This is a genomic window from Geobacillus sp. DSP4a (assembly GCF_013096875.1).
Lineage (GTDB): Bacteria > Bacillota > Bacilli > Bacillales > Anoxybacillaceae > Geobacillus > Geobacillus thermophilus.
Genome location: NZ_SDLD01000017.1, coordinates 1 through 19,302, shown reverse-complemented (window position 1 = coordinate 19,302; position 19,302 = coordinate 1). Strand labels below are relative to the sequence as shown.

Annotated in this window: 15 protein-coding genes; 2 read left to right on the top strand and 13 right to left on the bottom strand. The window is 53.7% G+C overall.

Going from position 1 to position 19,302, the window contains the following annotated elements; all coding sequences use genetic code 11:
• Window positions 1–8: 8 nt before the first annotated feature.
• The 8 genes from wecB to ETC02_RS07710 all read right to left on the bottom strand — a co-directional run bounded on the left by wecB (window position 9) and on the right by ETC02_RS07710 (window position 8,932).
• Window positions 9–1,067, bottom strand: coding sequence for a non-hydrolyzing UDP-N-acetylglucosamine 2-epimerase (gene wecB, locus ETC02_RS07745; RefSeq protein WP_011232632.1), 1,059 nt, complete (start codon window positions 1,065–1,067; stop codon window positions 9–11).
• A gap of 32 nt (window positions 1,068–1,099) precedes the next feature.
• A complete protein-coding gene (locus ETC02_RS07740) occupies window positions 1,100–2,548 on the bottom strand; it encodes a lipopolysaccharide biosynthesis protein (protein ID WP_033009507.1) in 1,449 nt (482 codons plus the stop codon).
• 1 nt (window position 2,549) lies between these two features.
• A complete protein-coding gene (locus ETC02_RS07735) occupies window positions 2,550–3,281 on the bottom strand; it encodes an N-acetyltransferase (RefSeq protein WP_033014903.1) in 732 nt (243 codons plus the stop codon).
• Between the two features lie 17 nt (window positions 3,282–3,298).
• On the bottom strand, window positions 3,299–4,612 hold the full coding sequence (locus tag ETC02_RS07730; protein WP_050367835.1) for a nucleotide sugar dehydrogenase: 1,314 nt from the start codon (window positions 4,610–4,612) through the stop codon (window positions 3,299–3,301).
• A 15-nt stretch (window positions 4,613–4,627) separates the two neighbouring features.
• Window positions 4,628–5,641 carry a Gfo/Idh/MocA family protein gene (locus tag ETC02_RS07725; RefSeq protein ID WP_013524681.1) on the bottom strand — a complete coding sequence of 338 codons (1,014 nt, stop codon included), beginning with the start codon at window positions 5,639–5,641 and terminating at the stop codon, window positions 4,628–4,630.
• Window positions 5,638–6,375, bottom strand: coding sequence for a GumC domain-containing protein (locus ETC02_RS07720; RefSeq protein WP_050368728.1), 738 nt, complete (start codon window positions 6,373–6,375; stop codon window positions 5,638–5,640). Before ETC02_RS07720 ends, ETC02_RS07725 begins: the two co-directional genes overlap by 4 nt.
• A 118-nt stretch (window positions 6,376–6,493) precedes the next feature.
• A complete protein-coding gene (locus ETC02_RS07715; protein WP_033014895.1) occupies window positions 6,494–7,612 on the bottom strand; it encodes a DegT/DnrJ/EryC1/StrS family aminotransferase in 1,119 nt (372 codons plus the stop codon).
• 237 nt (window positions 7,613–7,849) lie between these two features.
• Window positions 7,850–8,932, bottom strand: coding sequence for a glycosyltransferase family 4 protein (locus tag ETC02_RS07710; protein WP_150826008.1), 1,083 nt, complete (start codon window positions 8,930–8,932; stop codon window positions 7,850–7,852).
• 267 nt (window positions 8,933–9,199) lie between these two features.
• Between ETC02_RS07710 and secA2 the strand changes: the two genes are divergently transcribed.
• Window positions 9,200–11,593, top strand: a complete 2,394-nt coding sequence (gene secA2 / locus ETC02_RS07705) for an accessory Sec system translocase SecA2 (protein WP_050367836.1) — start codon at window positions 9,200–9,202, stop codon at window positions 11,591–11,593.
• 38 nt (window positions 11,594–11,631) lie between these two features.
• A complete protein-coding gene (locus ETC02_RS07700) occupies window positions 11,632–12,525 on the top strand; it encodes an accessory Sec system S-layer assembly protein (RefSeq protein ID WP_050367837.1) in 894 nt (297 codons plus the stop codon).
• 172 nt (window positions 12,526–12,697) lie between these two features.
• Here the strand turns inward: ETC02_RS07700 and ETC02_RS07695 are convergent, their stop codons facing one another.
• From ETC02_RS07695 to ETC02_RS07675, 5 genes are all read right to left on the bottom strand, one after another.
• Entirely contained in the window at window positions 12,698–14,110 is a 1,413-nt protein-coding gene (locus tag ETC02_RS07695; RefSeq protein WP_171698170.1) for a S41 family peptidase, read from the bottom strand.
• Between the two features lie 31 nt (window positions 14,111–14,141).
• On the bottom strand, window positions 14,142–14,882 hold the full coding sequence (locus ETC02_RS07690) for a hypothetical protein (RefSeq protein ID WP_014196810.1): 741 nt from the start codon (window positions 14,880–14,882) through the stop codon (window positions 14,142–14,144).
• Window positions 14,883–15,045: 163 nt separating this feature from the next.
• On the bottom strand, window positions 15,046–15,447 hold the full coding sequence (locus tag ETC02_RS07685) for a hypothetical protein (RefSeq protein WP_063329641.1): 402 nt from the start codon (window positions 15,445–15,447) through the stop codon (window positions 15,046–15,048).
• Window positions 15,448–15,754: 307 nt separating this feature from the next.
• Window positions 15,755–17,713, bottom strand: coding sequence for a phosphodiester glycosidase family protein (locus tag ETC02_RS07680; protein WP_171698169.1), 1,959 nt, complete (start codon window positions 17,711–17,713; stop codon window positions 15,755–15,757).
• A gap of 160 nt (window positions 17,714–17,873) precedes the next feature.
• Entirely contained in the window at window positions 17,874–19,106 is a 1,233-nt protein-coding gene (locus ETC02_RS07675) for a CAP domain-containing protein (RefSeq protein ID WP_171698168.1), read from the bottom strand.
• Window positions 19,107–19,302: the final 196 nt, after the last annotated feature.

Genomic DNA, 19,302 nt, shown 5'->3' with positions numbered 1-19,302 from the left:
ACGCACCCTTATCGCTGTCCGATCGCCGCCACGATTTTCTCCGCCGCATGCCCATCGCCAAAGACGTCCGCATAAACAGGGGCGACTTCCTTGTGGACCGCCGCGACGATCTTCTCGCGGTCCGTGCCGGTTAAGATGTTCGCCCCGCCTTTGAGCGTTTCCACCCATTCGGTTTGTTCGCGCACCGTCACGCAAGGCACGCGCAAGAAATACGCCTCCTTTTGCACGCCGCCTGAATCGGTGATGATTTTTTTCGCGCCGCTCTCTAGCCGAAGCATGTCCAAATAACCGACCGGATCGATCAGCCGAAGCCCTGGAATCGCCGAAGCGTCCAAGCCGTACTCTTCAAGCTTATGCCGCGTCCGCGGATGAATCGGCCACACTTTCGTCCCGTCGATGTCCGCAAAAGCAGCCAAAATGGCTTTCAATTTGTCGGGGTCATCGGTATTTTCTGCTCGGTGAATGGTAATCAAGTAGTAGGATTGTTCCGCCAGCGACAAATCAGCCAAAATCGTCGATTGGCGCTGTGCGAGCTCCTTGTTGTACAAAATGGCGTCATACATGACGTCGCCGACATTCCAGACGTTTCGCGTAATATTTTCTTTTCGTAAATTTTCCACGGCCGTCTCCGTTGGACAAAATAAGAGCTCGGAGACATGATCGGTCATGATGCGGTTGATTTCTTCCGGCATCTGCTTGTTGAAGCTGCGCAGCCCGGCTTCGACGTGGATGACCGGAATGTGCAACTTCGAAGCGACCAACGCGCCGGCGAGCGTCGAGTTCGTATCGCCATAGACGAGCACATAATCCGGTTTTTCTTGCATGACAATTTCTTCAATTTTCATCAGCATTTCGCCCGTTTGCTTTCCATGGCTGCCTGAACCCACCCCAAGATAGTAGTCAGGCGTCGGAATATTCAACTCCTCAAAAAAAATGGCCGACATATTCGGGTCATAGTGCTGCCCGGTATGGATCAGCACTTCGGTATATTGTTTTCGCAAGACGCGCGAGACGGGGGCAGCCTTGATAAACTGCGGTCTGGCGCCTAACACGGTGGCGATTTTCATCCGAAACACCTCCTAGATCAGATGAGCGGTTATCAAGTATTTTGCGCATTTTCATCCTCGATCGTGCGCACCGGACGGCGCAAATCACGATCAACCCGGCTGGCAAAGAGCGTGGCGGCAAACAAGCCCCAACCAGCGAGCACCCAGCCGTCAGCAAGCGACGCCTGCTGAACGTAGACGATGACGATGAGGGCGAGCAATGTGCCGACCAAAACCAAAGCCATCTTTTTCCATGACACTGGCACAGGATACACTTGCTGGCTTTTGCGAAAAATGAAAGCCACAGCGACAATATACGTAATGAGGCTGGCCGCGACCGCCCCCCAGCTGAGCCAAAGCGGCACCAACACGGCGTTCAACGCAAGATGAAGAAGCGCCGCTAGCGTGAACACCCGTGAAATATAGCCGGTTTCCTTTGTCAAAAACAAGCCGGTGGAAACAATCAGATAATAAAAGTTCAAAAACGTGACGGCCGATAAAAACGGGATATAGGACGCTGCATCGCGATATTCCGGTTTGAAAAAGGTTTCCACAAGCCACGGGCTCGCCGTGGCGATCAAAAGCAGCCCAAACGCTCCAATGAGCAAAAGCGCCATATACACTTTCGCAAACAGCGCACGGCTTTCCGGCCGGTCTTTCATCGACATCGAATACGGACGCCACGCCATCTGCACGCCGCTCGTGATGAGCGTGATCACGGTCGCGAGACGCAAGGCAACCCCAAACACCCCGACTTCCTCCAACGACGCAAACCGTTGGATGAAAAACGTGCTGACGTTGGCGATCACCCAAAAGGCGAGCGAAGTCGGCACGAGCGGGGCGGCGTAGGCAAGCAGCTCCTTTAACACGTCAAAGCGCACGCGCCACACCATATACTTTACGGTCAAATGCAGCATCAACAAAAACACGAGCGCGCTGCTCACGAGCCGGCCGATGAGCAGCCCTTCCGGCGTCGCCGCGAACCACCGGAGCGCCGCATACGACAGCACAGCGACAAGCAGCATTTTCACGAGCGTCCAAATCACGACTTTTTTCGTCTGAAATTCAAACCGCAGCACCGTCGTCGCCATGACGAAAATCGTATCGAGCAGCAACGTCGCGATACTGATGTACAGCAAATCGACATAGCGAGGTTCTTGAAACAGCGCGCCTGCGATCCACGGACCGGCCAAAACGACAGCCAAAAATAAGATGGCGACGACAAACAGCCGGAAGTACATGACGTTGCGCACATACAAAAGGCGCTTCTCTTTGTCGTCCGTGTCGTAATAGTAAAAAGAGAGCGCCGAATCCGTACCGAAAATGACGAGAAATGTCAGCATCGACGTCCATTGGTCGATCAAGTAGACCGCCCCGTACTGCGCCTTGGACAAATAGCTTGTATAAATCGGCAACATCAAAAAGGCAATCAGCTTCGTGCCGACGTTCATAAACGCGTAAAGGAGCGAGTCCGCTCCTAAACGCTTGAATGCCGAGAACAATTTATAACAACTCCCGCTCGTCGACCATTTTGCTGAAGCGCGCCGGGAATCCTTTCACGACCGTCCTCGGTTCCGTATCTTTTGTGACGAGCGCCCCAGCGGCGACAAACGTCTCTTCCGCCACCGTCACGCCCGGCAGCAAAATCGCTCCGCCTCCGACGCGCGCCCCGCGCTTGACGGTCGCCCCTTTGATTTTGGCGAACCGTTCTTCCGTCCGCCCCATGTAGTTGTCATTGGTCGTCGTGACGCACGGGGCGATGAACACATGGTCTTCGAGCGTCGTGTAGGCCGTGATGTAGGAGTTCGACTGGATTTTCGTCCGATCGCCGATTTGGACGTGGTTTTCGACGCACACCCCGCGCCCGACGATCACATATTGGCCGATGTGCACGTTTTCGCGCACGCTCGCCAAATCAGCGATCAATGTGTAGGCGCCGATCACTGCTCCTCGATAGATGACAGCGTTGGCGCCGATCGTGCAATGGTCGCCGATGACAAGCGGCGGCAGCTCGCCCGACAGCTTGACGGTGCTCGTTTTCGCCGGCTTCGGCGGTTTGCCGAGCACCGCTCCGTCGGCGATCGTCACGCCGTCGCCGACGACGGTTCCTTCGTGAATCGTGACGCGATGTCCGATTTTAACGTCGTTTCCGATTTTGACATTCGCCTCGATGACCGTGAAATGGCCGATTTCGACACGTTCACCGCAAACAACAGAGGGATCGACAACGTTCATGGTTTCGTCTCCTTCGCTTACAATTTGACGTATTTGGCCGGTTTCGACACATCTTTCATAGCATTGCGTGTGTCAAACACGACCCGGCTGTGACGAGCGACCATTTCATAGTCGATGTTGGAATGATCCGTCGTAATCAAGACAAGATCTGACTGTGCAAGCAGTTCCGGCGTCAGCTCGACCGTCTCAATCACCCGGTTGCACGCCCGGAACGACGGAACATACGGGTCGACGACCGCAAATTCCGCTCCGTATTGCTCGAGCAGCTCGACGATTTTCAACACTGGCGATTCGCGCACATCATCAATGTCTTTTTTGTAGGCGACGCCGAGCACCGTCACTTTCGAACCGCACAGCGCCTTGCCTTCTTCGTTTAAAATGAGCATCGCGCGGTTGACGACATATTCCGGCATGGCGTTGTTGATTTCTCCGGCCAGCTCGATCAAGCGCGTATGGTAGTTGTATTCGCGCGCCTTCCATGTCAAATAAAACGGGTCGATTGGAATGCAATGGCCGCCAAGCCCCGGCCCCGGATAAAACGCCATAAATCCGTACGGCTTCGTTTTCGCTGCATCGATGACTTCCCAGACATCAATGCCCATTCGTTCGCACAAAATGGCCATTTCGTTCGCCAACGCAATGTTGATATGGCGGAACGTATTTTCAAAAATTTTCTCCATTTCCGCCACCGCCGGACTCGACACTTCGTGGACATCGCCTTCAAGCACAGCTCGATACATGGCCGCTGCCACTTTCGTGCACGTCTTTGTCACGCCGCCGACGACTTTCGGCGTATTTTTCGTCTTAAACTGCTTGTTGCCCGGGTCAACCCGCTCCGGCGAATAGGCAACGAACACCGTTTCCCCGACGACGAGCCCCTTTTTCTCCAGCGCCGGTTTCACGATTTCTTCCGTCGTGCCTGGATAGGTGGTCGATTCCAACACGACAAGCATCCCTTCATGGGCGTATTTAGCGATTTCCTTCGCCGAGTTTTCGACGTAGGACGTATCCGGCTGATGATGCTCATCGAGCGGGGTCGGCACCGCGATCGCCACGGCATCGACTTCCGCGATCCGGGCGTAATCGGTCGTCGCCACAAGCCGCCCTTGTTTGACCATCTCATGCAAATCTTCATCGACGACATCGCCGATGTAGTTGATCCCATTGTTCACTTGATCGACGCGGCTTTGTTGGATGTCAAAGCCAATGACATGAAACCCTGCTTTTGCTTTTTCGACTGCCAGCGGCAACCCGACGTAGCCAAGCCCGACCACGCCGATGACCGCGTCGCGTTTCTCAAATTTTTGCAACAGCCGTTCCGCGTAGTTCATTCCTCTCATTCCTTTCTACTCAGATAGTTGCACTCTTGTCCCCGTTTCCGCCGAACGCAAAATCGCTTCGATCAGCCGAACAGGAGCCAATCCGTCCAAACCCGTGACGATCGGCTCGCGGTCTTCGCGAATCGCTTGCACCATATCTTCAATGATCCATTGGTGCCCCGGCTTGCCAAACGGGTCGGCGTTGATCTCATCGATGAGCTTTGCCCGTTCTTCCTCGCTGACGCCTTCCGCTTCCCACGTTTCGATAAAGTTGGCCGTCCGGCCGCCGATTTTCACTGATGCCGTTTCGCCGAAAATGGCGATCGATTCCTCCAAGTTTTGCGGATAAATCGTCGTCGCTGCCTCAATGACGCCAAGCGCCCCGCTTTCAAACTCGACGACCGCCGCCGCGACGTCTTCCGTCTCAATCTTGCGCAGCCTTGTCGCCGCCATCGCTTGCACCGCCTTGACCGGCCCCATCAGCCAAAGCAGCAAATCCAAATTGTGAATGGCTTGATTCATCAGGACGCCGCCGTCAAACTCTTTCGTCCCCCGCCACGCCGCCTGGTCATAATAGGCTTGATTTCGATTCCAGCGCACCGTGGCGTTCGCATGGCTCAGTTTTCCGAACATCCCGCGCTCCATCGCCTCTTTCAGCTTCCGAATAGCCGGACGAAAGCGGTTCGGATGAACGACCGCGAGCTTCACGTCGTATTCTTTCGCCGCGCGGATCATCTCTTCGGCGTCGCTCACACGGAGCGCCATCGGCTTTTCCACAATGATATGACGGCGATAGCGGGCCGCCAGCTTGGCCAGCCGCGCGTGCAATCCAGACGGAACACAAATGTTGACGACATCGATCTGTTCGTTCTCCTTCAACATCGTCTCCATATCAGTGTAAACAGGAACGTCCGACACGTCGCGCAAACGTTCCGGATTCGTGTCGCACACTGCCGCCAGCTCGGCGCCGTCCGCCTTTTCAATGGCATCGATATGTTTTTTGGCGATATGCCCCATGCCGACAATGGCAAAACGGATCATGAAGAATAGTACCTCCTCGCGTCCAATATATACTTCCAAAGCACGAGCCAAACGATCGTCAAAAACAGGCCGAGGACAAGGCCGACGGCCATCAGCTGCCCCGTATACGTTTTCGATTTCGCCACCGTTTCCGACAACACGGCCGGTTTTTCGTAAAAGACAAGATTGCCGCGGATGCGATTGACACGCTCCATCACTTCAGTCAAATTGTTTTCCGACTCAACCAACAAGTCGCTGATGTCATGGAGCTGTTCCGGATTCAAGCGGCCCGACTGTATTTGTTCGCTATAATAATCGACTTTTTGCTGCAAGGCGCGCTCCCGTTCTTCCAGCGCATGCAAGTATTTCGTGGTGACATCAATCCGCTCTTGCGAATGGCGCTTGAGCCCCTGGCTGTATTCCGACACAACAAGCTTCAATTCTCGACTCACGTCTTGTTCATTGTCGCCTTTGACCGTGATTTGCACGTACTGTTCTTCAGGAACGACGACATCCAAGTTTTTCACATCTGGAAACTTCGCTTCTATATTTTTCGGATCCGTCAACTCTTTTACGTCAATTGATCCCGTAAATATGACAGCTTTCCCCGTATACTTCTCCCCCTGCAGCAAAAGCCGCCCTGCGATGACGGTCAACACGATCGTCGCAAGCGGAACGACAAGAAACCACCATTTTCGCTGCCAAAAAAAGCGCAAATATTCGTACAGCACAAACGGTCGTTTTTCCGCCGTCAATCCGGCCACCATCCCTTATCATAAAATAACAAAGTGTTGTGAACAAAACAAATGATCCAACGCCAAAGAAAACGCCATTGCTGTGCGCAAGTGACATTTCCTTTGGCCGGCTGGACGATCAAGCGAAATGACGGTAAAATTCCGCGATTTTCTCGACAACGTACTGTTGCTGCTCCTCTTTCAGCTCTGGGAACATCGGCAGCGACAGCGCTTCTTTCGCCGCTTTTTCCGCCTCCGGCAGCTGCCCTTCCTTATACCCGAGCGAAGCAAACACCGGCTGCAAATGCAGCGGCAGCGGATAGTACACCATCGTCGCGATCCCCTGTTCTTTCAAAAACGCTTGCAGCTCGTCGCGCTTCGGCGCTCGAATCGTGTATTGATGGAACACATGATAGCGCCCGTCGACTTCTTTCGGCGTCACAACAAGGTCGCCGACCGCCTCCTCGAGCAGGCGCGTATACGTCGCCGCATGCTTGCGCCGCTGTTCCGTCCACCGATCCAGATGCGGGAATTTGACGCTTAAAATCGCCGCTTGCATCTCATCGAGGCGGCTGTTGTAGCCAAGTACATGATGGTAATATTTCGGCTTGCTGCCATGAACGCGGATGACCCGGCATTTTTCGGCCAGTTCGTCATCATTCGTAATGATCATGCCGCCATCCCCGTAGGCGCCCAAGTTTTTCGTCGGGAAGAAACTGTACGTCGCCGCCGTCCCAAGCTCGCCAACGCATTTCCCGTTGTATTTCGCGCCGATCGCCTGGGCGGCGTCCTCAATGACAACCAATCCATGCCGCTTGGCAATCGCGGCAATCGCCTCCATATCCGCCATTTGCCCGTACAAATGCACCGGGATGATGGCTTTCGTCTTCTCCGTCACCGCCGCTTCAACTTGCGCTGGATCGATGTTGAACGTCACCGGATCGATATCGACAAACACCGGTTTGGCGCCGGCCCGCGCAATCGATCCTGCCGTCGCGAAAAAGGTGAACGCCGTTGTGATGACTTCATCGCCCGGCCCGACGCCGGCCGCTTGCAAAGCAATATGTATCGCATCGCTTCCGTTGCCGCAGCCGATTCCGTGTTTCGCCCGGCTGTAGGCAGCAATATCTGCTTCTAGCTTTTTGACATAATCTCCTAAAATAAAGCGAGAGGAGCGCATCACTTCATCCAATACGCGCATGATCTCCGGCTTCAATTGTTCATACTGTTCGCTTAAATCCAACATTGGCACGTTCATCGCAAGTTCCTCCAAATCCAAAAAATATGTAGAATAAACATGTTTAGTTTATCACATTTGCGGCGTCAATATATAATGACAGTTTTGTGGCAATCTTGGCCTTGCCGCAAAAAAATCAGCGAAGGAACGGCAGAAGCTGCATAAACAACGAAAAAGAAGGGTATAATTTTCCAAAGACGGGTCATTCCTGAAAAAAGCCGTTTGTCCCTTTCATGACACAAACGGCCCATTTGCTATTTATCGGTCATTTCCGTATACTTTTCGGCTTCCCCGAAGCAGCTTGCGAATAAAGGTCATAAACGGCTTGTACTGATCATTGACCAAGCCGATCAGTTCAGCCAGCAGTTCCCCGAAGACGATCAAGGCAAAGACGATGAGAATGGACTGCCATAACGTCGAGGCGGAGAACAAAATCGCGCTGATGGCAAACATCAAGCCAAACGCATAAATGAGCAAGACCGTGTTGCGATGCGAAAAGCCAAGGGCCAGCAGCCGATGATGAAGATGCGACTTATCCGGCGCCGAGATCGGCCTTTTATTCACAATGCGGCGAATAATGGCAAATGTCGTATCGAAAATCGGCACACCCAAAATGATCACCGGAACGACGAAGCTGAAGAGCGTCACGCTTTTGTAAAGCCCTAGCACCGACAGGACGGAAATCGCATATCCTAAAAACAACGCGCCGGTATCCCCCATGAAAATTTTCGCCGGGTGGAAGTTGTAAAACAAGAACGCGATGACGCTGCCCAAGATGATCAAGCAGAGCGTGAAAATGAGCATTTTGCCCGCCATGCCCGCCATGACGGCAATGGCCGCAATTCCAATGGCGGAAATGCCTGCGGACAATCCGTCCAACCCGTCGATCAAGTTGATGGCGTTCGTAATCGCGATAATCCAAAATATCGTGATCGGGTAGCTCCACAGCCCCAACTCAAACGTGCCGACAAACGGAACGGTCAAAAGATCGACCTTCAGCCCGGAAGCAACAACGACGAACGCCGCCAGCAGCTGGCCGGCCAGCTTCACTTTTGGCGACAGCTCGTACAAATCGTCGAGCATCCCGACGAGCACGATGATGATGGCGCCGACCGTCATCCCCGTCACTTGCTCTTTATACACCCCGCCGACAAAATAGCCGACGGCGACACCGATAAAAATGGCCAATCCGCCAAGCCTTGGCATGACTTTTGTATGCACTTTTCTCCCGTTCGGCCGATCGACCGCGCCAATTTTGACCGCGAGTTTGATCACGAACGGGGTGATGACCAATACTGTGATAAACGAAGCCAAACATGCGGCAAATGCTTCCATATTCATATGCAATCACCTTGGCCTTATAAAATCGCGGAAACACACATCATCTTTATGTTACCATATACGATGAGTAAATCAATCTTTTTTTACACCCCTTTTTTGTCCCCAAGGATGGAAAATTTCTTTTTCCCTTGCCGCGAGAAGCTCGAGCGCCAATCCGGCGAACGATTCCACATTTTACATCCTCCCTCCACAGGAAACATCTTGTGCTATAATTAGGTTTTAGAGCACTTGGTGTGAATCATGCCTGTCTAGGAGAGGAATGGACATATGTTTGCAAAAGTAAAGCAACTATTTGACGAAAGCGCGCGAGACGTGCAGCGTCTTGCCAAGCTGGCGGCGCAAATCAATGAATGGGAACCAACCATTTCTTCGCTGAGCGATGAACAACTGCGCCAAAAAACGGTTGTCTTCAAAGAACGGCTCGAACGCGGCGAGACGCTCGATGACATCAAAACCGAGGCGTTTGCCGTCGTCCGGGAGGCGGCGCGGCGCGTGCTCGGTCTGCGCCATTACGACGTGCAACTGATGGGCGGATTGGCGATGCATGAAGGAAACATCGCCGAAATGCAGACCGGGGAAGGAAAGACGTTGGCGGCCACTTTGCCAAGCTACTTGCACGCCCTCCTTGGAAAAGGCGTCCACATTATTACGGCCAACGAATATTTGGCGCGCCGGGACTGCGAACAAATGGGCCGTGTGTTCCGCTTTCTCGGCTTAACCGTCGGCCTGAATGTGTCGCAAATGACGGCCAGCGAGAAAAAAGAAGCGTACGCGGCCGATATCACGTACGGCACCGGCACCGAGTTCGGCTTTGATTATTTGCGCGACAACATGGTGTACCGCCTCGAAGATAAAGTGCAGCGCCCGCTGTATTACGCCATCATCGATGAAATCGACAGCATTTTAATCGACGAAGCGCGCACCCCGCTCATTATCGCCAATAAATCGGGAATCGGAGCCGAATTGTTCCCGATTATGGCGCGCATCGTCCGCACCTTCGAAGAAGGAAAAGAGTATGAACGGTCTTTGGAGACGAAACAAATTTTCCTCACCGAAGAAGGGGCGCAAAAAATCGAGCGGGCGTTTGGCATCGACAATCTATACGACTGGGAGCATCACGTGCTGCTCCATCATGCGATGCAGTCGCTGCGCGCTTGGTTTATCATGCGGCGGGATGTCGATTACATCGTCAAAAACGGCAAAGTGATGATCGTTGACCCGTTCACCGGCCGGGTGATGGAAGGACGCTCGTTCAGCGACGGCCTGCATCAAGCCATTGAAGCGAAAGAAGGTGTGGAAATCACCGAAGAAAACGACATCCAAGCAACGATTACGATCCAAAACTATTTTCGCATGTATGAGAAGCTAGCCGGGATGACCGGCAGCGCTACGCCGTCGAAAGAAGAATTTTGGCAAACGTACCGGCTGCGCGTTATTACGATTCCGACAAACCGGCCATCCCGCCGCACCGACTGGGACGACCTCGTCTACCAGACGTACGAGGCGAAAGTACGGAAAATTATCGACGAAGTGAAAAAAATGAATGCCATCGGCCGTCCCGTTCTCATCGGCACGACATCGGTCGCACAGTCGGAACGGTTGTCAGCGGCGTTTTCGAAAGCAGGCATCCCTCACCACCTGCTCAATGCCAAAACGGAGGAAGAAGAAGCGCGCATCATCGCGACCGCCGGGCAAAAAGGGCAAGTGATGATCGCGACCAATATGGCCGGGCGCGGGACCGACATTTTGCTTGGAGAAGGCGTCAAGGAACTTGGCGGGCTGCACATCATCGGCACAGAGCGGCATGAAAGCCATCGCATTGATATGCAGCTGCGCGGCCGGGCAGGACGCCAAGGGGATCCGGGGTCTTCCCAGTTTATCATTTCGCTGGAGGATGATTTATTTCAGCTGTACGATCAAGAGGAGCTGGAAAAATGGCGAAGCAAAGTCAAGACGGATGAAACCGGGCTCATCGTGTCGCCCGACCCGATCAAGTTCGTCCAAAAAGTGCAAACAACGATCGAAAACGCCCATTATTCGGCGCGATTGCATTTATTGAAATTGGACACCGTGATCGACCAACAAAGCAAAGTCATCTACCATATGCGCGATCGCGTCTTGGCGCTGAAGCAAGCAGAGGTGCTGTCCGAGCTCCTTCGGCACATTCAGCGTTATATCACGCAAACGATCGACCGTTATTGTCCGGAAAACGTCTTTTTTGAAGAGTGGAACATCGAAGGACTGCACAACGAGCTGCGCCGTGCCTTTTTCCGGTTTGCCTATCCGATTGATGATCTTCGCCATAAGCAAAAAGAAGAAATCGCCCAACTTGTTTGGGACGAATACCAATCGCTTGAAGCGGCGCTCGCCGATCTTCCGTGCGACGAAGAACAAACGATGCGGCTTAAGCATTTGATGGTTGAAACCATCGACGCCCACTGGATTCGCCACTTAAATCAACTGAATGTATTAAAAGAGGGGATTCATTTGCGCAGCTACGGCCAAGAGGATCCGTACCGCGCCTTTGAAATGGACGCCTACCGCGAATTCGTCGCGCTGCAGCAAGCGATCGACGCCGGCATTTGCACCACAGCCATGAACTATTTGAAAAGCCAGTTTGTCATCGATGACGAAGCGGCCGTCGCCGCGAACGAACCATAACCGCGGCGCAGCACGCCGCCTCGTAAAGGAGGTTCCCTATGATTTTCCGACGAAAACAACGCACACAACCGGAGGCCGAGCTGCCGGCGCAGCATGTCGAACAGCCGGAGGGCGGAACGAAAACGACGCTGTCGTTTCATCCGGACTGGCAGCTGTCTCCAGAGGAAACGTACGTCTATCGCTTTTACCACGAACAGCTGCCGCCGCTTCAGCCAAACCAAATTTCCATTTCCGGCGTCAAGCTGGTCGAATACAACGATGGGTTTGTCGCTGTCGCCATTTTGCGCAACACGCTGCCGAAGCCGGTTCGCTTTGAACGAATCCGCCTGTTGCTGCTTGACGAGGAGGGCACGGCGATCGCCCGCAAAGAGTTTGATATGAGCCCTTTCGGCGAACTGCCGCCGATGACGGCCCGCCCGTGGCGGTTTTTGTTCGCCGCCGAGGACAAGCTCGTCGATCAGTTGCCTCAAGATGGATGGAAGATCGCCTTTGAACTGACACCGCGGCATCGGCTCGACCTAGAGGAAAGCTGGGAGCAGACGCTGTCGGCCAAGCAGCGCCAACATCTGCAAGCCCTCGTTGACTCGGTTCCGCCTCCCGCTCCCGGAGAGGTGAACTTCATGGGCATTGAAGCGAAACAGCTGCCTTCCGGTGAACTAGGCGTCACGTTGCTCATTCGCAACGGCAGCGACAAACATATCCATTTTGAACAAATCCCGCTTGAAGTGCGGGATTATGCTGGCGATATCGTCGCCCGCGGATTATTTCCGTGCCATCTGGAAGTGAAAGCCCACACCAGCAAACCATGGACGTTCCTCTTCCCACCGGAATTGCTGCGCAAAGCAGAACCGGATTGGACGTCCTGGAAGGTGACGATCCCATCCTCCCCGGCACAGAGCGAAAAGCAAGAAACGCAATCAAGCGAGGAGTAACCGGCAAAAAGCTGGCCCCCATGGTCGCCAAACGACCGATGGAGGCCAGCTTTCTTTGCATCGTTCCGTTCAAAACGACCGCGCTCCCGTTGTCCGTTGAGCCTTAGACGCAACAGCCGAACATTGCATCATCAAGAACGACGGCTATCCAACCCATCTCGACGGGAGAGCCTTATTTCGCAGAAGCAGCGGTTTGAATCTCCATGTAAGCACCTTTTTTCATCGCCACGCCGTCTTTGCTTTTCAACACCGGCGGAATGACCAATAAATAGCTCTGCCCTTTGGCCAGCTTCGCTGCCGGTTTGATCAAAAGCTCCGTCCCCCGGCGGATTTGCGCCGTCACCGCTACTTCCTGTCCGCCTAATTGATACAATTTTACTCCGCTTACCGCGGTATTGGCGAGCGGACGAGAGAAGCGGACGACAAACGTCTTATCGACCGGCGCATTGCGCAGCTTGCCGAGCGACTGATACCCTTTCAGCTGCCCAATCAGCAAATCGCGGTGAGCGGCATACAGCTCTTTCCCAACAACCGTCGGCACATCCGGCTTCACCCCAACGTGATGAATCGGCGTCCCTTTTGGCGAGAAAAAGTGGGCGACGGTCAACTTCAACATGCTGCCGTCCGACAGCTCAAACATTTCCTGCATCGATCCTTTGCCAAACGTCCGTTGCCCATACAAAACGGCCGCCTTTTGCTCCTTCACCGCCGCCGCCAACATTTCCGACGCACTCGCGCTCGACGCGTTGACAAGCAGCCGGATCGGACCCGCCATTTGCACCGGCTGTTTGACAGCGGCATACACTTCTGGGTGATTCGAACGGTCGCGCAACTGAAACGCCTGTTTCACATTCGGGAAAAAGCCGGCGATTTGCTGCGCCGTTTCCACATATCCCCCCGGATTGTCGCGGAGGTCAAAAATCCACCCTTTCACCCCGCTTAACGAGCGAATGGCGCGTTCGATCTCGCCAGGCGCTGTCTCATCAAAACTATATAGCTGAATATAGCCGATATTCCCTGCCAGCCGTTTGAACTCCACGTTCGGCCAGTCGATTTTTTCCCGCTTGATGGTGACGCTGACGGTTTCCTCGGTCGACGGCCGCCAAACGGTTACGGCCACCGTCGTTCCTTCTTCCCCTGCGATCAAGCTCAATACTTTTTCCATTGTCTCATTCGTTACCGGCTGCCCGTCAACAGCCTGAATCACATCGCCCGGCTGCAGTCCGGCGCGGGCGGCTGGCCCATTGTCCAAGACAGACATGATGTGGACGCCGTTCTCATCTTCCTCAATCATCACGCCGATGCCGACAGACTCCATATCAATCCACTTCAAAAATTCCTCGTATTCTTCCTTTGTCATATAGGCAGAATACGGGTCAAGCTGTTTGACAATATCTTGCGGGGTGCTCGCCTTCAGCACTTGATCGCTCACTGGTTCCACATAATACTGGCGGACAATTTTCCGCACTTCTTCGAGCACCTTCGTTGACGCCGAAGCCGCCGCCGCCTCCGCCGGCGGACTCCAAACCGAAAATGAAGCCGCAAGCAACATAAGAGCCGCCGCCCATCGCTGAATCACCTTCATATCCGTCTCTCCTCTCCCGACATGCGCCAGTTTATTCGATATCGACATCTAAGACAACCGGCGCTTTAAAATCATCGATATACACCGCCAGCTGCTTGCGCGTCGCCGCATCCACCACATTTGGCAGCCACCGGTCGCAAAGCGACAGCAACCGCTCCGCCCGCGCGATATCCCCTTCATCATACGCATCAAGCAGCTTGTCCATGGCTTGCATAATATTGATGGGATCATACGCACGCTGCTTGACAGCCAAAGCCGGGCGTTGAAACCATCCTTCCATCTTTTCGCGCAGCGACACTCCCGGAACACGGCCGATGAGAATCGCTGTTTTGCGAATTTGGTATTGCAACGGGGCATAGGAATCATACACGACATCCACATCCCCCGTCCGCAGCGCCCGGTCGACGTTGGCCGTCAAGGCGCGCAATCGCTCCCCGCTTTCGACAGCGCTGATATAGGCAGAAGCCTTTTTCATCGTCTGTTCTCCGGCCGCGATCCGTTTTTCCAACTGCGCCCTTGCCGTTTGCGGACGCACGCGCGCCACTTCTTTTTTTGCCGCCTCATAATCGCGTTTGACTTGGTTCAAGAGACGGTACGGCTTGGACCATTGATTGGCTTTCATCGCCCGCTCAAGCTGGGCGGCATGCTGTTCAAGCCTCTCCACATTCGGGAACGAGGCCGCTTCCGCCTGAACAGTCAACAGCGAAAACGACAACCAAAACACCGCCAGCCATCCGATGATGGAAAATGCTTTTCTCCGTTTTCTCCTCACACTTTCACCTGCTATCTACAAAAATATAAAACATGTATTTCAATTTTACTGGAAAAGACACAAAATGAAAATATGTTCTGAAAAAAATCGAACGTAAGCCCTTCAAAGCGTGAAATAAGGCCGACTCTTCAGCCACCTTTTTGACTGTCAGAGCCAGCCTTGATCAACGAAAGTCCGGCCAATGGGTTTGCTGTTTGTCGCCGTCGATTTTGCTTAGCGTCCGGTAGCGAAACGGAATGATGGCCTGTTCTGGCTTTCCAAGAAACTCTTTCGCCCATTCGAACGGAATCAAATCGAACTGTTCCTTGTTTTCGGCGATAAAATAGACGCCGACGACTCTTCCTTGTTGATGGAGGTCAATTGTCAAAAAAGCCGGGTAATACGTGCCGTCTTGCGCCCGCAGCACCGCTTTGGCCGTCACCCGACCGTCCCCTTCGTCTTCCACATCCGGATTGGCGATTCTCTCCAACACTTTGATCGCCCATCCTTGTTTTTTATATCCTCCGACCAGCTTCGGCGGATTTTTCCGCAACTGCTCCAACAACGTTTGTTCGTCCATCGCCAAGCTTTTGCCTCCCTTGCGGTTTGCCTATCCACATATATACAATACTTTTCAGAGAAATGCAAATGCCTAGGAGGCTGGTGATTTAGTGCAAAATACCGCTATTTCCAGTTTTTCCCAATTAGAAAAACCCTGCGAAAGCAACCTTCTTTTTTGGCGAAATGCCACTGATTTGCGCGTGAAAGCCGTTTTTCACCGGCCTTCTAGAAGAGCAGCATGCAAGGACTTTCTCGATTTCGGAACCACTATCGATGAGCAACATCCCTTGTTCATTCACCATCCTTCTAGGCGAGCAGGGGAGGCGCGCCCATCAGCGGAAGATGGCGCGAAGGCCGTCGATGTAAATCGCTCCGGCGTTTTTCCGTCCGATATCCGTTTCCATATAACGCACCGGCATCTCCAGCATGAGCGGAAGCGCGACATCGCTAGGCACAGCGGCCTGCACATATTTCCAACCGATCCAATCGACATGGCGGGCAAAATCGATCCAGATGCGGCGCCCGCTTCCATCCCGCAGCTGGGCGCGCAGCCAATGGCCGCTTCCGTCTCCATACACCCACATGCCAATCGCTTGCGGCCGTTTCGAAATCCAAATCGCTTCCTCCCGACTAGCATAGACGCCGGATGTCCCTGGCATCCCGCGGAAATCGTATGAAATTTTCAGCGCCTGCTTTCCTTCTCTCACCTTTTCTGTCGTCCGCTCGACCGCCGCCCCCACATAGTTGACGCCCGATGCATTCCACTTCGACTCCGTTTCAAAGTCATCAAGCACTTCTTCGCTTTCCCCGTTCTCTTGCGTCTCTTTGTACACAACAAGAAGCGCATTCGCCACTGGCCGTGCGAATCCATCAGACGGCTTGTTTTCGACTTTGAGCTGCCCGTTTGGCTGTCGGACGACAAATGTCGAAGAACCGCCGCCATCGAGCGTCATCGCATCGACGGCGCCAAGCTCATGCAACAGTTTGGCCAGCTCATTCAACGTCATGCCTTGGCTATGAGCAGGCTGGCGGCCATCGACAACGACGAGCATGACATTTCCGTTCTTGTCAATGCCGACGGCTGTACGCGGATGGACCCCTTCAATCGAAAACGACTGCACTTTTTCATCCGCCACCAACCGGTATCGGCCGCCAAGCGCTTCTTTCACCCCATTCCATTCGGGCTGGTCATACTGAATGGAAATTTCCACCGCATCCCCTTCTTTCGCCTGCCGCAAATAGTCGCTCGCCCGGCCGTGGCCCGATAGCACGAGCTCTCCAGGTTGAAGCGGTTCATTGCCTTGACCGACTACCACTTTCTTCACCGTTGCAGTGACCGTTCCATTCCCGTTCAACACCCCTTGTACATTCGTCAGCACGACTTCCGTCCCAAGAGCGTTCGTTTTCGTGGAGGCAGCGAAATACGGGGTGTACAAAATCAACTGATGAGCGCGCCGCGGCTTGTTGATGCCATCGACGGGATATGAGCCTCCTTCTCCAATTCGAACGCCAATTTGAACATCTGGGTTTCCAATCATCGGCTTTCCATCAGCGCTGATGCCAAAAATCGTCCGTTCCGCCGTTGGCGTTGTATTCGTCATCACGATCTCTCCCCGGTGCACCATCAAATCGGTCGGCGAACCATCCTCTTTGAAATAATCGCCGTTCACCGCCGCCAGTACGATTCCGTCGCGGCCATCGTACCGTTTTGCCTGCTCAAGCACCGGTTCAATGCCAAGCACTTGATCATTGGACAGCGCCGTCTCAATGGCCAGCCTCTCATTCGACGTATCGATGTCAAGCTTGTACACATGCTGCTTGCCGCGCGCGCCGACGATTTCCATTTCCTCTTTTTCCACCCCGGAGGCGATGCGCGTCGACACCTCCTTTACCACCGTGCCGACCGCCAGCTGCCTTGCCCCATACTTCCCCGGATTGACAAGCTTCAGCTTCTCCTTTGACGGCGTTTTATACACAACATGCCCTTTGATATTGGTGACGTAATATCCACCGCCAACCCCGTATTGGCCGCCAAACGCCTCGTCATACGAATACACCCGGTACTGTTCTCCAGGCTGCAACACGCGGACAAACGTCAGCGCCCCGTTTTCCCGTTTCCATAGGTTAATCGGTTTCACGATCTCCAATTTTCCAATCTGCCCCTGCACGAGGCGCATGCCTTCCCAGTAGACGACATTCGCTCCGGCATCCGCTTCTGCCGCCTGCAGCGCCGTCCATGCGGCCAACACCGCCCCGATCCCAATGCGGATGATGTTCTTCGCTTTTCCCACTAGTCCTATTTTCCTCTCTTTCTATCATTTTGTTGACACTGATTCTATTATACGACAAACTTCTACAAAAAGGGGAACCCTTTTCCATTTATTTAGTCAAAAAAAAAGAACGTCCCAGCAAGGTTGGGACGCTCTGTAGAAGCGAAAACATCATCCGCGGTCACGGAGTATAAAACTCTTGAGAGTAGTAGGGTTGATGAAATGAATTGAACGCCACCCCAACGCCGAGGCGGGTAAAGTCCGGATATAAAAGGTTTTGCCGATGACCGAGCGAGTGCATCCACGCTTCATGGACAAAAATCGCATCGTATTGTCCGTAGGCGATGTTCTCTCCCGCCACGCGATACGCGATGCCACAGCGCTTCAGGCGGTCAAACGGCGACAGGTCTTGCAAGTTCGTATGAGAGAAGTAGTGATGGACCGCCATATCTTCGCTATGTTCACGGGCGGCCGCCGCCGCCTTCGCATCCCACGCGAGCGCCGGAAGCCCGTGCAAGCGGCGCGCCGCGTTTGCTAAATCAAAAATTTGATATTCATAGGCCGTGCGCAGCTCCTCCGTCGGCGTTCCGTAAAACCCGGGCTTTTCATCCTCGAGCGCCCGATTGACGACAAGCACGCCATCCACCCGGTTGTTGTTGTACCGGTCATAAAAGAAGGTGACGTAGCGGCCGTTGACAAGATAGATCCCGTATTCGTCATTTTGAATGTTGTAGACGGCATCCTTTTTTTGGATGAAGGCGAGCGGCCGGCCGTAGCGCGCTTCCACCACCGTTTTCGCCGTTCCGATGCCCGTTCCTTTTTTCGTTTGGACAATCGGCTGATTCGTGTACATCGCCGCCACCCGATCACGGTCATAGCTCACCATCAAAAAGTTTTTGTAACCGCCCTGATCATACGTCTCCCAATATAGGCCGTAGGCGTTTTTCGTCTTCCGCTTCGCCTTGCCGTACATCGATTCGACCTTCGCACGCGAGTCGCCGATCGCCACCCCGTTCATCGTGACATCCGCCATGTTTGCCCTCGCCTGCTGCACGCATAAAGCAGCGGCCAATTTCTCTTTTGACGGCGTTTCATAGCGGACGCGGGCATCGTTCTTAATCGCATATCCTCGGCCGACCTCGAAATACCCGCCGCCTAGCGCGTACACGCGATACACCGCGCCGCTTGGCAGCGTCTTCACTGCTTTGTTCGACAACCATAGCTCTGTCGGCGCTGTGACCGTCAACCGGCCGATTTGCCCGGGCTTCAGTTCAACGCCGTCCCACCACACTTTTTCCGTTCCGACAAGCTCCCCGCAATCCTCCGCCTTGACCATTGATGAACTCGGCATCCAAAGCCATCCAGCCGCAGCCAACAGCATTCCGATTGCCGCCTTCTGCACCCATTTTCTCACTTCCGTCCGCTCCTCCCTCTAGAAATGTTCCCTATCAAAATTTTACCTTTGTAAATACTTTTCGTTAAGACTCACATTTCGCACCCTAACAAGGTCAAAACAAAGGATTTTTTATTTAGTTTTTCAGAATAACTTTTTGACCAACACAACGAGCGATGGCTATCCTTTTTTTACCATCGCTGGTCGTTCCGTATGA